The sequence below is a fragment of the Ornithinimicrobium avium genome, assembly GCF_003351765.1.
GTDB lineage: Bacteria > Actinomycetota > Actinomycetes > Actinomycetales > Dermatophilaceae > Ornithinicoccus > Ornithinicoccus avius.
Window position 1 is genome coordinate 3,346,584 of sequence record NZ_CP031229.1, and the last position, 14,741, is coordinate 3,361,324.

12 protein-coding genes, 1 tRNA gene and 1 pseudogene are annotated in these 14,741 nt (G+C 72.9%); 12 read left to right on the forward strand and 2 right to left on the reverse strand.

The window, feature by feature from the left end:
- The first annotated feature begins 5 nt into the window (after nt 1-5).
- From eno to DV701_RS15390, 9 genes are all read left to right on the forward strand, one after another.
- Entirely contained in the window at nt 6-1,292 is a 1,287-nt protein-coding gene (gene eno, locus DV701_RS15350; protein ID WP_114929544.1) for a phosphopyruvate hydratase, read from the forward strand.
- A 139-nt stretch (nt 1,293-1,431) separates the two neighbouring features.
- Nucleotides 1,432-1,983, forward strand: coding sequence for a septum formation initiator family protein (locus DV701_RS15355; protein WP_162803076.1), 552 nt, complete (start codon nt 1,432-1,434; stop codon nt 1,981-1,983).
- Nucleotides 1,980-2,516 carry a DUF501 domain-containing protein gene (locus DV701_RS15360; RefSeq protein ID WP_114929548.1) on the forward strand — a complete coding sequence of 179 codons (537 nt, stop codon included), beginning with the start codon at nt 1,980-1,982 and terminating at the stop codon, nt 2,514-2,516. Before DV701_RS15355 ends, DV701_RS15360 begins: the two co-directional genes overlap by 4 nt.
- The gene (locus DV701_RS15365; RefSeq protein WP_114929550.1) at nt 2,513-3,466 is read left to right on the forward strand and encodes a Ppx/GppA phosphatase family protein; all 954 of its coding nucleotides are present in this window, start codon (nt 2,513-2,515) and stop codon (nt 3,464-3,466) included. Before DV701_RS15360 ends, DV701_RS15365 begins: the two co-directional genes overlap by 4 nt.
- The gene (locus tag DV701_RS15370) at nt 3,463-4,287 is read left to right on the forward strand and encodes a uracil-DNA glycosylase (RefSeq protein ID WP_114929552.1); all 825 of its coding nucleotides are present in this window, start codon (nt 3,463-3,465) and stop codon (nt 4,285-4,287) included. The genes DV701_RS15365 and DV701_RS15370 overlap by 4 nt, the downstream gene beginning before the upstream one ends.
- 27 nt (nt 4,288-4,314) lie before the next feature.
- Nucleotides 4,315-4,388: transfer RNA gene (locus DV701_RS15375), tRNA-Leu, on the forward strand.
- Between the two features lie 88 nt (nt 4,389-4,476).
- Nucleotides 4,477-6,189, forward strand: coding sequence for a carbon starvation CstA family protein (locus DV701_RS15380; RefSeq protein ID WP_114929554.1), 1,713 nt, complete (start codon nt 4,477-4,479; stop codon nt 6,187-6,189).
- A gap of 21 nt (nt 6,190-6,210) precedes the next feature.
- On the forward strand, nt 6,211-6,489 hold the full coding sequence (locus tag DV701_RS15385) for a cory-CC-star protein (protein ID WP_114929556.1): 279 nt from the start codon (nt 6,211-6,213) through the stop codon (nt 6,487-6,489).
- Between the two features lie 34 nt (nt 6,490-6,523).
- Entirely contained in the window at nt 6,524-7,567 is a 1,044-nt protein-coding gene (locus DV701_RS15390) for an ArsA family ATPase (RefSeq protein ID WP_114929558.1), read from the forward strand.
- A gap of 61 nt (nt 7,568-7,628) precedes the next feature.
- Here the strand turns inward: DV701_RS15390 and DV701_RS15395 are convergent, their stop codons facing one another.
- Together DV701_RS15395 and DV701_RS18940 are read right to left on the reverse strand one after the other, a co-directional pair.
- A complete protein-coding gene (locus DV701_RS15395) occupies nt 7,629-9,032 on the reverse strand; it encodes a UTP--glucose-1-phosphate uridylyltransferase (protein WP_324616596.1) in 1,404 nt (467 codons plus the stop codon).
- Between the two features lie 1,807 nt (nt 9,033-10,839).
- Nucleotides 10,840-11,592: pseudogene (locus tag DV701_RS18940) on the reverse strand (M14 family zinc carboxypeptidase); the annotation flags it as partial.
- 125 nt (nt 11,593-11,717) lie between these two features.
- Here DV701_RS18940 and DV701_RS15405 point away from each other — a divergent pair.
- The 3 genes from DV701_RS15405 to DV701_RS15415 are packed head-to-tail and all read left to right on the forward strand — an operon-like array spanning nt 11,718 to nt 14,729.
- Nucleotides 11,718-12,506 (forward strand): N-formylglutamate amidohydrolase, encoded by a 789-nt coding sequence (locus DV701_RS15405; RefSeq protein ID WP_114929564.1) that lies wholly within the window; start codon nt 11,718-11,720, stop codon nt 12,504-12,506.
- A gap of 4 nt (nt 12,507-12,510) precedes the next feature.
- A complete protein-coding gene (locus tag DV701_RS15410; protein WP_228255071.1) occupies nt 12,511-13,689 on the forward strand; it encodes a flavohemoglobin expression-modulating QEGLA motif protein in 1,179 nt (392 codons plus the stop codon).
- Entirely contained in the window at nt 13,686-14,729 is a 1,044-nt protein-coding gene (locus DV701_RS15415) for a glutathione synthase (protein ID WP_114929566.1), read from the forward strand. Before DV701_RS15410 ends, DV701_RS15415 begins: the two co-directional genes overlap by 4 nt.
- The last annotated feature ends 12 nt before the right edge of the window (nt 14,730-14,741 follow it).

Consider the following 14,741-nt stretch of genomic DNA (forward strand, 5'->3'; position numbering starts at 1 on the left):
CGCCCATGGCCGCCATCGACGCCATCATCGCCCGCGAGATCCTCGACTCCCGAGGCAACCCGACCGTCGAGGTGGAGGTGGGCCTGGACGACGGCACCGTCGCCCGCGCCGCCGTCCCCTCCGGCGCCTCGACCGGCGCCTTCGAGGCCGTGGAGCGCCGGGACGACGACGAGAGCCGCTACCTGGGCAAGGGGGTGGAGGGCGCCGTGACCGCGGTGATGGACGACCTCGAGCCGCGGCTGCTGGGCTTCGACGCCTCCGAGCAGCGCCTCGTCGACGCCGAGATGATCGCCGCGGACGGCACCGACAACAAGGCCGAGATCGGCGCCAACGCGATCCTCGGCGTCTCCCTCGCGGTGGCCAGGGCCGCGGCCGACTCGGCCGGGCTGCCGCTCTTCCGCTACGTCGGCGGACCCAACGCCCACGTGCTCCCGGTGCCGATGATGAACATCCTCAACGGTGGCTCGCACGCCGACTCCAACGTCGACATCCAGGAGTTCATGATCGCCCCGATCGGAGCCGGCTCCTTCCGCGAGGCGCTGCGCTGGGGCACCGAGGTCTACCACGCCCTGAAGGCGGTGCTCAAGGAGCGCGGGCTGGCCACCGGGCTGGGCGACGAGGGCGGTTTCGCGCCCGACCTGGAGTCCAACCGAGCCGCGCTCGACCTCATCGTGGAGGCGATCGAGAAGGCCGGCTACACGGTGGGCTCCGACATCGCCCTGGCCCTGGACGTCGCCGCCAGCGAGTTCTACCAGGACGGCTCCTACACCTTCGAGGGCGCGGCCAGGACCGCCGAGGAGATGGCCGCCTACTACGGCGAGCTCGTCGACTCCTACCCGCTCGTCTCCATCGAGGACCCGCTGGACGAGGAGGACTGGGAGGGCTGGCAGCAGATCACCGCTGCCCTCGGGGAGAAGGTCCAGCTGGTCGGTGACGACCTGTTCGTCACCAACCCCGAGCGGCTCCAGCGCGGCATCACGCAGAAGGCGGGCAACGCCCTGCTGGTCAAGGTCAACCAGATCGGCACGCTCACCGAGACCCTCGACGCCGTCGCCCTGGCTCACGCCAACGGCTTCCGCTCGATGATGTCCCACCGCTCCGGCGAGACCGAGGACACCACGATCGCGGACCTGGCGGTGGCCACCAACTGCGGCCAGATCAAGACCGGCGCCCCGGCCCGCTCCGAGCGCGTCGCCAAGTACAACCAGCTGCTGCGCATCGAGGAGGAGCTCGACGACGCCGGCATCTACGCCGGGGCGGGGGCCTTCCCCCGCTTCCGCGCCCAGGGCTGAGCAGCCACGGCGCGGGTGACCGGTTCGTCGGTGACGTGACGCGCCCCGCCGGGCCTGCCTCACCGGCTGACCCGGGGGGACGGCATACGCTGAGGACCGTCCCTGCCACGTGACCACCCAGGCCGACCCCAGGAGCACCATGACCACCGCACGCGGCCCGCGCGACCGGCGCGGCAGCGCCGCGCGCCCCGGGCGGGGGGCCGGCTCCAGGCGACCGGGCCCGCGGCCCGGCGCCCGGGCGATCTCCGGGGCGGGCGCCTCCGCCGCCTCGAGCATGCGTCGCGCTCCCGCGCACGTCCGGCGGATGCTGCTGCTGCTCGCGCTCGTCGTGGTGATGGCCGTCATCGTGGCGCCCGTGCTGTCCGGCTACCTCCAGCAGCGCGCCGAGATCACCGCCGCCCAGGACCGGCTGGTCACCGAGCAGCAGCAGATCGACCGGCTCCAGGGGGAGCTGAAGAAGTGGGACGACCCCGACTACGTGGAGCAGCAGGCCCGGGAGCGGCTGCGCTTCGTCAAGGAGGGTGAGACCGCCTTCACGGTCATCGACGACACCGGCAGCGACTACACCGAGGCGCTGCCCGGGATGGCGCCGGTGAGCGACGAGGTCCTGGCCGACAGCCCCTGGTACGGCCAGGTCTGGGAGTCGGTCAAGATCGCCAACGAGGGCCTGCCGGAGCCGACGCTGCCATGAGCCGTCCGGAACGCACCACGCTCGACGAGGAGCCCACCTTGGAGGACCTCGCCGTCATCGAGCGCCAGCTGGGCCGTCCGCCGCGCGCCGTCGTCTCGATCGCGCACCGCTGCCCCTGCGGCTGCCCGACGGTCGTGCGGACCGAGCCGCGGCTGCCGGACGGCACGCCCTTCCCGACCACCTTCTACGCCACCTGCCCCCGGCTCACCGGCGCGATCTCCACGCTGGAGACCAGCGGCATGATGAAGGAGATGAGCGACCGGCTCGAGGACGACGACACGCTGCGGGCCGAGTACGTCCAGGCCCACGAGGACTACCTGCGCCGCCGCGAGGAGCTGGCGCACGTGCCCGAGATCGCCGGGATCAGCGCCGGCGGCATGCCGAACAGGGTCAAGTGCCTGCACGTGCTGGTCGCCCACGCGCTGGCGGCCGGACCGGGCGTGAACCCGCTCGGCGACGAGGCGGTCGAGGCGCTGCCGGACTGGTGGGTCGAGGGTTGCTGCGGTGCGCTCGAGCCGCCGGAGCAGGCATGAGACGCGTCGGCGCCGTCGACTGCGGCACCAACTCGATCCGCCTTCTCGTCGCCGACGTGGGCACCGACGGGACCGGCCGGCCGGTCCTGCAGGAGATCTCCCGCCAGCTGCAGATCGTGCGCCTGGGGGAGGGGATCGACGCGACCGGGCGGATCTCGCCGGAGGCGATGGCGCGCACGCTTGCCGCCGCGGAGGGGTATGCCGTGCTCTGCCGGGAGGCCGGCTGCGCCTCCGTGCGGTTCGTGGCCACCTCGGCCGCCCGCGACGCGGAGAACGCCGCGGAGCTCACCGACGGCGTGGTCGCGGCCTTCGGCGACCTGCACGTCCGCCCCGAGGTGCTCTCCGGGACAGCGGAGGCCGAGCTGTCCTTCGTCGGCGCCACCAGCGCGCTGCGGGCGGAGCACGCGCCCGGCCCCTACCTCGTCGTCGACATCGGTGGCGGCTCGACCGAGTTCGTGCGCGGCACCGAGAGGGTCGAGGCCTCCGCCTCGGTCGACCTCGGGTGCGTGCGGATGACCGAGCGCCACCTGCACGACGACCCCCCGCACGAGGACCAGGTCTGGGCGGCCCTGTCCGACATCGTCCGGGCGATCGACGGCGTCGCCGAGGACGTCGACCTCACCGGGGTCGGCACGCTCGTCGGGCTCGCGGGGTCGGTCACCACCGTCGCCGCGCACGCCCTCGACCTGCCCTCCTACCGGCGCGAGCGGATCCACGGCGCGCAGCTGCCGGTCCCCGAGGTGATCGACGCCTGCACCGACCTGCTCCTGATGCCGCACTCCCGGCGCCGCGGGCTGCCGTTCATGCACGAGGGGCGCGTCGACGTCATCGGCGCCGGAGCCCTGATCTGGCGCACCGTGGTCCAGCGGGTCGCCCACGACTCGGGCCTGGACACCGTGCGGGCCTCGGAGACCGACATCCTCGACGGGATCGCGCTGTCCCAGCGATGAGGACCGACCCGCACCCGGTCACCGGCCAGCCCTTTCCCTCGCCGGTGCCCCCGGGCACGGGCTGGCCCGAGGACCCCGCCACCGCGCAGACCCGTTCGGCCCGCTCCGCCGCCGGCGTGCGCCGGCTGGCCGCCGGCTCGACCACCGCCGCCGAGCTGGACGCCCGGGTCTCGGTCTGCCGTGCCTGTCCCCGCCTCGTCCGCTGGCGCGAGCAGGTGGCGACCTCGGGGCGGCGCGCCTCGTACGCCGACCAGCCCTACTGGGGGCGGCCGGCCCCCGGGATCGGCGACGGGGACGCGCCCGTCCTGGTGGTGGGGCTGGCGCCGGCCGCCAACGGCGCCAACCGCACGGGGCGGATGTTCACCGGTGACCGCTCCGGCGACTGGATCTACGCCGCCCTGCACCGGGCGGGCTACGCCAGCCAGGCGGAGAGCCGGCACGCGGGGGACGGGCTGACGCTGCACGGCATACGCATCGTGGCCGCCGTGCACTGCGCCCCGCCCGACAACAAGCCCACCACCGAGGAGAAGGCGACCTGCTCCGGCTGGCTGGAGCGGGACCTGCAGCTGTCCGAGCCGCACCTGCGCTCCGTGCTCGCGCTCGGCGCGATCGGCTGGGACGCCTTCCTGCGCGCGGCCCGCGCGGTGGGCTGGCAGGTGCCGCGACCCAAGCCGCGCTTCGGCCACGGCGCGGAGGCGGTCCTGACGACCCCGACCGGCCGGTCGGTGCGGCTGCTCGGGAGCTATCACGTCAGCCAGCAGAACACCTTCACCGGCACGCTCACCGAGGAGATGCTCGACGCGGTGATCGCGCGGTTGTGAGCCCGCCCGCGGCGCTATCCTGACGGCGCCCCCGTAGCCCAACCGGCAGAGGCAGCCCACTTAAAATGGGCACAGTGCGGGTTCGAGTCCCGTCGGGGGCACCTTCCTGCCACCTCGTCCGCACCCGTTCGCTACGGTGGCCATCATCACGATCCCGGACCGGCAGGTCCCTCACCACAAGGTGCTGTCATGAACTCTCTGCTCCTCGCGGTCATCGGCGTGGGCATGATCCTGGCGGGATACTTCCTCTACTCGAAGTTCCTCGCGAGCAAGATCTACGCCCTCGACGACTCGCGGCCGACCCCCGCCCACACGATGGAGGACGGGGTCGACTACGTCCCGACCAACAAGTACGTCCTGTGGGGCCACCACTTCACCTCGGTGGCCGGCGCCGCGCCCATCGTCGGCCCCGCCATCGCGGTGATCTGGGGCTGGCTGCCGGCCTTCCTCTGGGTCACGCTCGGCACCGTCTTCTTCGCCGGCATGCACGACATGGGTGCACTGTGGGCCTCCGTCCGCAACCGCGGCCAGTCCATCGGTGCGCTGTCCGGCCGCTACATCGGCAAGCACGGCCGCAACCTCTTCCTCGTCGTCATCTTCCTGCTGCTGCTCATGGTCAACGCGGCGTTCGCGGTGGTCATCGCCAACCTGCTGATCGGCACCCCGACCGCCGTCATCCCGACGTGGGGCGCGCTGGTCGTGGCCTTCCTCGTCGGCCAGGCGATCTACCGCCTGAAGTGGAGCCTGCCCACCGTGTCGGTGGTCGGCGTCGTGGCGCTGTATGCCCTCATCCTCGTGGGCAACAGCGCGCCGCTCGCCCTGCCCGAGACGGTCTGGGGCCTGCCCGACAAGGCCGTGTGGATCATCCTGCTGTTCGTCTACGCCGGCATCGCCTCCATGCTGCCGGTCTGGATGCTCCTCCAGCCGCGCGACTACATCAACGGCCTCCAGCTGTTCATCGCCCTGGGCATCCTCTACGGCTCGGTCCTGCTGGCCCGCCCGGAGGTCGTCGCTCCGGCCTACAACCAGAACGTCCCCGACGGCACGCCCGGCATCGTCCCGCTGCTGTTCGTCACGATCGCCTGCGGCGCCATCTCCGGCTTCCACGGCATGGTGTCGTCCGGCACCAGCTCCAAGCAGCTGAACAAGGAGAGCGACGCCCGCTTCGTCGGCTACTTCGGTGCCGTCGGCGAGGGTCTGCTCGCCCTGGGTGCGATCATCGCCACCACCGCCGGCTTCCGCACCCTGGCCGACTGGGAGAACGTCTACCAGGCCTTCAACGACGGCGGAGTCAACGCTTTCGTCCAGGGCGGCGGCACGATCATCGAGGCGGGCCTGGGCCTGCCGCAGTCGCTGTCGGCCACGATCATGGCGACCACCGCGATCCTCTTCGCGGCGACCACCATGGACACCGGTGTCCGCCTCCAGCGCTTCGTCGTCCAGGAGATCGGCGACGTCATCGGCGTCACCGTCCGCAAGAACCTGGCGACCTTCATCGCCGTCGCCGTGGCGCTCGCGCTCACCTTCGGTGCCGGTGTCGACGGCTCCGGCGGTCTGCTCATCTGGCCGCTGTTCGGCACGACCAACCAGCTGATGGCCGGTCTGACGCTGGCGATCCTGGCGATCATGCTCATCCGCCGCAAGCGCAACCCGCTCCCGGCGCTGATCCCCCTGGTGTTCGTCGGGGTGGTGACGATCTACGCGCTGTTCATCCAGCTCGGCACCTTCTACGAGCAGGGCAACTGGCTGCTCCTGGTGCTCGACGTCATCATCCTGGTCGCCTCGATCTGGGTGATCGTGGAGGCCTTCGGCGCGATGAAGGCTGCCCGGTCCTACACCGGTGACGACGACGCCGAGCTGCTCGCGGAGGCGACCTACGAGGCCGAGGACGCGCGGGAGTAGCGCGCGCCCTACCCTGGCAGCATGTCCGATCCGACCCCGGAGCCCCGCGGCCGCCTCTCAGGGCTGGCCGCGGGGCTGCGGGACTTCTACAGCGGTCCCTACCGGCGCACCTTCGCCCGCGCCCAGCAGGACGAGGACGACCTGTTCATGGTCATCGTCATGGCCGAGGCGCTCGGCGTGCCCAACCCCGCCAGCTACTACACCGTCGAGCTGCTGCCCGCCGTCTACGAGCAGTTCCACGCCTGGCACCGGCGGATGGGCCTGGACCGCTCGCCGCTGGACACCTTCTCCTGCTGCTGATCACGGTCCTCCACCCCCCGACCCCAGGAGCCCGATGTCCCACCCGCTGACCGACCTGGCCCGAGAGCGCGAGGTCCTGTTCGTCGGGGGCAAGGGCGGGGTCGGCAAGACCGCCGTCGCCTCCGCGCTCGCCCTGGCGCAGGCACGCGCCGGCCGGCCGACGGTGGTGGTCTCCACCGACCCCGCGCACAACCTCGGGCACCTGTGGGGACGCGAGGTGGGCGACGAGCCCGTCGAGCTCGCCCCGCTCCTGCGTGGCCTGGAGATCGATCCCGGTCGCACCACCGACGCCCACCTGAAGACGGTGCGCACGACCTTGCACCGGCTGATGCCCGAGCACCTGCAGCGCGAGGTCGACAAGCACCTGGACCTGGCGCGCGACGCGCCAGGCACCCACGAGGCCGCGGTGCTCGAGCGGGTCGCCGAGGTCGTCGAGGCTCGCGCGCCCGAGGAGCTGGTGATCTTCGACACCGCGCCGAGCGGGCACACCACCCGGCTCATCGCCCTGCCCGAGCTCATGCAGGCCTGGACGGAGGGGCTGCTGCGGCGTCAGGACCGCTCCTCCAGGTTCGGGGCCGCGCTGCGGGGGCTCGAGGGCGAGGACCGGGACCGGGACCCCGCCGCCGACGTCGTCGGGACCTCGGTCGGCCCGCGCCGCACCCAGGACCGTCGCGCCCGGCGCGACGAGGAGATCCGCGAGGTGCTCGACCGCCGTCAGCACCGCTTCCGCAATCTGCGCGGGGTGCTGCAGGACCACGCCGCGACCGCGTTCGTCATCGTCACCGCCGCGGAGCGGCTGCCCGTGCTGGAGTCGGTCGAGCTGCACGCGCAGCTGGTCCGTTCCGGGATGGACGTGGCGGCCGTGGTCGTCAACAAGCGTTCGCCCGCGGACGCCGGCGACCTGCTCGCCGCCCGCCGGGAGGTGGAGGAGGGCTACCTCGCCCAGCTGCGCTCGTCGCTGCCGCAGCTCCCGCTCGTCGAGGTGCCGCTGCTGCCGGGCGAGGTGCTGGGGGAGGACGGTCTGGTCGAGCTGGGCCGATACCTGGCCCGCACGACCGGCCAGGCGACGGACGGATGACTGGAACCCCCTGAGCGCAGCGGCTGCGCTCCGGGTCGTGGCCGAGGGCCGCCGGAGCCGGTCAGGCCACGCCGTCCGGTCCCACGGTCGCGTCGTCGGGCACGGGCCGCGCACCGGGGGTGGCACCCAGCAGCGCGTCGCCGACCACCCGCACCCCGGCCCCGAAGGTCCAGTCACCCTCCACGGTCAGCGAGGACGCCTCCCGCAGCGAGGGCGCGCCGTGCGGGAAGCGACACTCGAACGCAGCCAGCGTGCGGTAGTGCTCGCCGAGCGTCACCAGCGGCAGCGGGTCGACGACGGGCTCGAGCCGGGCGTCGTCGGTCAGCTCGAACGCGTCCGAGCGCAGCAGCAGCAGGTCGTCGGTGGTCTTCACCGGACGGAACCTCGTGCGCGGCACCTCGATCGCCGTGGCCCCCTCGAACACCTCGATCGCCGAGCCCATCGCCGTCTCGACCTGCACCACGCGCGGAGAGGTGGGGTCGGTGGGGTCGACCGTCTTCTCGTTGCGGATCAGCGGCAGGCCCAGGACGCCGCCGCGCTCCTTCAGCACCGAGGCGACCTGGTCCAGGTCGAGCCACAGGGTGTTGGTGTTGAAGAAGCGGTGCCGGTCGACGTCGGCGAAGGCGTCGGCGTCCTCCGGCGCGGTCTGCGCCTTCTCCCGCAGCACCAGCTGCCCGTCGGACCGGCGCACCGCCAGGTGGCCGCCCTTGCGGTCGGCGGCCGTGCGCCGGCACACCTCCATCGCCAGCGGCGCCCCGCTGCGGGCGAACCAGTCCGCGATCGCCGCCGAGGGGGCAGCCCCGACGTTGTCGGAGTTGCTCACCATCGCGTAGCGGAAGCCCGCCGCCCTCAGCTGCTCCAGCATCCCGGAGGCCAGCAGCGCGGGGTAGAGGTCACCGTGCCCCGGCGGGCACCACTCCAGGTCCGGGTCCGCCGGCCACTGCACCGGGGCGAGCGTCCCGGCGAGCAGCTTGGGCTCCTGGCTCTGCAGGAAGTCGGCGTCCACGCCGTCGACCGGCAGGTCCGGGTGCTCGGCGAGGACCGCCAGGCTGTCCTCGCGGGTGCGGAAGGAGTTCATCAGCACCAGCGGCAGCCGCGCCCCCGACCGCTCGCGCGCGTGCCGCACCTGGTCGATCGTCAGCTCCAGGAAGCTGCGGCCCTCGCGCACGGGCACCAGGGACTTGGCGCGGTCCATGCCCATCGAGGTGCCCAGTCCGCCGTTGAGCTTGACGACCGCGGTGCGGCCCAGAGCCCGGGCCTCGGCGTCGGGATCGAGGTCCTGGAGGCTGTCCAGGTCGGTCACCGGCTCCAGCTGGGTCTCGGCGAGGGTGCCGGTGTCCCCGCGGGCCAGCTCGGTCCACGCCTGCCGGAAGACCTCCACGGCGACGTCGGACACCCGTGCCGCGCGCATCTTCGCGGTGGCAGCCTCCAGCGATGCAGGTGTGCTCGGGTTCACGAGCCTCATCGTGGCAGAGGGGTATGCCGTGCCGCACCCGGGCGCGGCCGCCGGGCGTGTCAGCCCACCAGGTCCGGGAGGGTGGCTCAGCCGCCGAGGGAGGACCAGAGCAGGGCCCGGGCGACCAGGGCGTACTGCCCTTGGGATGGGCCCGGAAGAGCGGCTCGGAGCCGATCAGGACGGTGCGTGCCCCGGTCGCGTCGTCCTCGCCGCGCACGACCAGCGCCTGCCCGGCCGCGTCCCCCGGACCGCCCGTGCCGTCGTCACGGGGACGCCAGTGCCCGCTGAGCAGCGGGTCCGGGGCGAGACGCTGCTCCACGACGACGCCGCTGCCGAGTCCGGTGAACCACATCGGGGCGTAGACGAAGGTGTGCTCCGGTGCGCCGCTGCCCAGCGGGCCGGTGGCGTTGTCCACGGTCACGACGCCGTTGGCGTCCCCGCGGCCCTCCACGGCGGTGACGTCGAGCAGCCCCAGGGCGGCGTTGAGGGCTGCGCCCTCCGGCCCGCGCGCCACCACGCCGCCGCCGTCGTCGACGAAGGACCGCAGCTCGGCCCGGGCGTCCGGGGTGAGCTCGGCCCACCGCAGCCCCGAGGAGACGTAGAGCGCGTCGAGCCCGGACAGGTCGAGCCCGTCGTTGAGCGCCGCGCTGCTGACCGGCTGCGCCACCAGGTCCATCTCGCCGATCGCCCAGCGCTCCTCGGGCGTGCCGGCGACGCCGACGAGGAGGTGCTCGAGGGGCTCACCGACGCTGCCCCGCGGTGCCGCGGCCAGCTGGACGCCGTGCTCCTGCGCCACCGCGGCCGCGTCGGCACCCTGCGGCACCAGGACCGACCCGTCGTCGAGCCACTGCACCGGGACCCCTGCCCCGAGCAGGTCCGTGAGGGCGGCCACGTCCGCCGGGTCGTCGAGATGCAGCACCCATCCCGTGCGGGACGGCTCGACCGACGCGGTGGCGGCGGCGGCCTCGACCGGCTCGTCGGCCACCCGCAGCGGCGCGCCCTGCGGCACGGTGACGACGTCGGCGCCCCACAGCAGCCCCAGGCTCCACCCGGAGATGTCGTACATCGCCCCGACCCGCTCGGAGATGTCGGTGCCCGGCCCGAGCGTGGTGTTGGCCAGCCCGCGCAACGGCTGGTGCAGGTCGACCACATAGCTGCCGACCGGGTAGGTGGCGCCGTCGATCCGCGCCGCCCGCGTCAGCCGCCGCACCTGCACGCCGTCGGCGAGCAGATGGTCGACCAGGCGCGCGGCCGCCGGGGCGGAGCGCTGCCCGGGACCCACGGGTATGACGTAGGCGCGCGGGTAGAGGGTGGTCCAGACATCCTCCTCGCCGGCCACCTCGGGCAGGACGTCGGCCACCCGGCGCTGCGGCTCGCCCGCCGCGCCGCGGCGGAAGACCTCGATCTGGTCGGCGAGGAGGGCGGAGCGGTGCGCCGCGACATACCCCAGCGTCGCGGTGATCACGGCGTGGGCGACGTCGGTGTTGATCGCCGCCCGGCGCCGCAGCTCCTCGACCGGCAGCTGGTAGGAGGAGTTGTTGACCCGCAGCGGGATCTCGACCGTGTGCGCCACCGCACCGTGGAGGGCGGCGTACTGGGGCGCGAAGATCGGCGGCCAGTCGTCCCAGCCCTCGTCCCAGTCGCGCAGCGGCACCTGGGGCGGGCGCAGGCCGTCGGACTCGCCGTAGCCGAGGTCGAGGATGGCCTGCTCGATACCGAGCGCGTTGGGCCAGGCGTGCTTGAGGAAGAGGTCGTATTCGTAGTTCTCCCCGTGCGGCGGCGTCGTGGGCTCCACCAGCGTGCCGTTGACGTAGCCGTGCAGGTCGATCATCATCACCGGCTGGACCCGGGCCAGGACCTCGCGCAGCGCCCGCGACTCCGGCTGGCTGGCGGTGAGCAGGTCGCGGTTGAGGTCGAAGCCGGCCGCGTTGCGCCGGGTGTTGGCGGCCCGGCCGTCCGGGTTGGCCGAGATCACCAGGTGCACGCGGGTGGTCTCCAGGGTGCGCACCACCTGCGGGTCGGTGGAGGTCGCCCACTCCTCGACCAGCCGCAGCGCCGCGTCGGTGCCCTCGAACTCGTTGCCGTGGATGTTGGCGTCGACGAGCACCGGCACCTTGTAGTCCCGGGCCACCTCGGTGTCGCGGGCGGCCAGCGCCGGACGGTCGCCGACCAGCTCGCGCATCGCCTGCTGACGCTCGATCTGCGCCGGGGTCTCCGGCGCGGTGAGCGTGACCATGACCACGTCGCGGCCGCCGGCGGTGGTGGTGAGCACCTGCGCGGAGACCCGGTCGGAGGAGGCGACGGCGGCGTTGATCCGGCGCGAGACGTCGTGGTAGGGCGTCAGCCCCAGGCGCAGCGCCGGGTCGGACGCGTCGACCGGCGGCTCGGGCAGTGGTTGGCGGAGCGGCTGGACGGGGTGCTGCGGTGGCGCGATCGTGCGGGCGGACGTCGTGGGGCTCGCGCCAGCGACCAGGCCCGTGCCGGCGACACCGCTCAGTCCGACACCGGCGGTCAGCACCAGGGCGAGCGAGCTGCGGGCGCGCCGGCGCGAGGGGGCGAGACGCGCCATACCCTCACTCCTTCCGGCCGGATGACCCCCAGAGCCTAACGGCCACCCCCGACAAACGGAATCCCCGCCGTCCTGCGGTCGGCCCTCAGGGTGACGCGTGCGTCAACGTCGGGTAGACAGGGCACATGCCACCGACGCACGACATCCATGGCGACTGGTCCGGGCAGCTGGTCGCCACCGCCATCCACCAGGGCCACGAGCTGCGCCCCGAGATCGCCGCCGCGATGATCCTCGAGGAGGCCGTGCGGCTGCGCGAGGAGGATCCCTTCACCGACGTGATCGGCGCGGCCGCCCCGGCCCGCGTCGTCGCCCGACGCTCGCGCTTCGAGGTCGACCTCAACCGGCCCCGTGAGACGGCCGTCTACCGCACGCCGGAGGACTGCTGGGGGCTGGAGGTATGGCGTGCGGACCCGCTCGAGGAGGAGCTCGTCGCGGGGAGCCTGCAGGTCTACGACGCCTTCTACGCCGACCTCGCCCGGCACCTGGACGAGGTGGCGGCGCGCGGTCCCTTCGTGGTCTACGACGTGCACTCCTACAACCACCGCCGGGACGGTGCCGACGCCGACGAGGCGGACGTCGAGGAGAACCCGGAGGTCAACCTGGGCACCGGCACCGTGGACGAGAGGTTCGCCCCGCTCGTGCAGGCCTTCTCCCGGACGCTGCGGGCCCAGCAGGTGCAGGGACACCACCTGGACGTGCGGGAGAACGTCAAGTTCGAGGGCCGGGCCCTGGCCTGGTGGGTCCACGAGCGCTACGCAGGCGTCGGCGTCTGCCTCGCCCTGGAGTTCAAGAAGACCTTCATGGACGAGTGGACCGGCCAGCCGGACCGGCAGCACCTGCAGGAGCTGGCGGACGCCCTCGCCGCCACCCACGCGCCGGTGCTGGACGCGCTGCGCACCCTGGAGCGCAGGTGAGCGCGTGACCCCCGCCGAGGGTCCCGCCGTGCTGAGCGCCGAGGACCTCGCCGTCGACCACACCCTGGCGATGCTCTCCTCGGGCATCCGCTTCATCCTGGACGTCACGCCTGTCGACGCCGAGGCGCACCGCGCCGAGTTCCTGGCCGGCACTGTGAAGGAGCCTCCGTTCCGCTACCGGGAGCTCGACGCCGACCCCGACGTCCTCGACGCCCAGCTGGACCACGTCGCCCTCGACCGGGTCGGCGACCCGACGCTGGGCGACCTGCTGCGCCGCAAGCACCGGGAGATGAAGCTCCAGCTGGAGATGCTCCGGGCGCGGGGCACCGCCGACTTCCGGGCGCTGTCGGTGGAGCTGTACGGAGCCGTCGGGCCCACCCTGCGCGGGCAGGCCCAGGACCTCGTCGCCCGGCTCGACGTGGCCGGGCAGCCCGGCGACATGCTGACCGCCGAGGAGTTCCTGGCGCTGGCGGAGGCCGAGATCGAGACCTACCGCGAGGACGATCCCGATGTCGGGATCCACGCCGAGGTCCGGCCCGACGTCAGCGGCGTGCTCGTCGAGGGCAGCACCCTGCTGATCAGCGAGACCGCGGCCGTCGCGGCCGTCCGCGGCGACGCCCTGCTCCAGCACGAGGTCGGCACCCACCTGGTGACCCAGGTCAACGGGTCCGGCCAGCCGGTGAAGACCCTCGGCGAGGGCCTGGCCGGCTACGACGAGACCCAGGAGGGCCTGGCGGTGCTCGCCGAGGTGGGCTGCGGAGGCCTGACGCCGTTCCGGCTCCGGCAGCTGGCCGTGCGGGTGCTCACCGTCCACCGGATGCTCTCCGGCGCCTCGTTCCGGGAGGCGCACGCGGCCCTGGTGGCGGACGGCGTGCCGGCGGGCACGGCCTACACCACCGTCATGCGGGTCTACCGCTCCGGCGGGCTCACCAAGGACGCCATCTACCTGCGCGGCCTGCTCGACCTGCGTGACCACCTGGCCGGCGGCGGGACCCTGGACCTGCTCTTCCTGGGCAAGTTCGCCCTGCGCGACCTGCCGCTGGTGCAGGACCTGCACGACCGCGGGATCCTGCGCCCGCCCCGACTCACCCCCCGCTGGCTGCGCGACCCCCGCGCCGTCACGCGCCTGCACGAGGTCGCCGGGACCGACGACCTCACCACCCTCACGAAAGGCCTGGGATGAAGATCGCCTTCGTCGTCAACGACGTCATGACCGAGCAGTCCGTCTACACCACCACACGGCTGGCGATGACCGCCACCAACATGGGTCACGAGGCCTGGCTGATGGGGATGGGCGACTTCGGCTACGAGCCGGACGGCTCGCTGTCCGCGCGCGCCCGGGCGGGGGCGGAGAAGACCTACCGCTCGCTCGAGCGCTATCTGCACGACGTCCAGAAGCCGGAGGAGGACGAGCAGATCCCGCTCGACGAGTTCGACGTCGTCATGCTGCGCAGCGACCCCGCCGAGGACGCGGACGGAGCGGCCTGGGCCAACAACGCCCTCGTCGGTTTCGGCGACCTCATCGCCTCCGGAGGCGTCCTGGTGGTCAACGACCCGGGCAGCCTGGCGACCGCGCTGTCCAAGTCCTACTTCCAGCACTTCCCGGAGGCGGTCCGGCCGCGGACCCTCATCTCGCGGGACGGGCTGCGGATCGAGCAGTTCGTCCAGGAGCTGGGCGGCAAGGCGGTGCTCAAACCGCTCCAGGGATCCGGCGGCTCGGGCGTCTTCATGGTCAACTCCAAGGAGTCGCCCAACCTCAACCAGATCATCGAGGCGATCGCGCGCGACGGATATGTCGTGGTGCAGGAGTACCTGCCGCAGGCCAAGGACGGCGACGTCCGGATGTTCGTGATGAACGGTCGCCCGCTGAAGGTGGACGGCAAGTATGCCGCCTTCCGGCGCCGGAGCACGAGCGAGGACATCCGCTCCAACATGTCCGCCGGCGGCAAGGCGGAGGCGGTGGAGGTCACCGACGAGATGCTCGGCCTGGTGGACGCCGTGCGGCCCAAGCTGGTCGCCGACGGGATGTTCCTGGTCGGGCTCGACATCGTCGGGGACAAGCTCATGGAGGTCAACGTCTTCAGCCCCGGCGGGCTGGGCAGCTGCGAGGCGCTCTACGAGGTGGACTTCGCGCCCGCCGTCATCGAGGACCTCGAGCGCAAGGTCGCGATGCGCGCGCACTACGGTCGCGAGCTCGCCAACGTCAGGCTCGCCACCCTCTGACACAGACCCGCC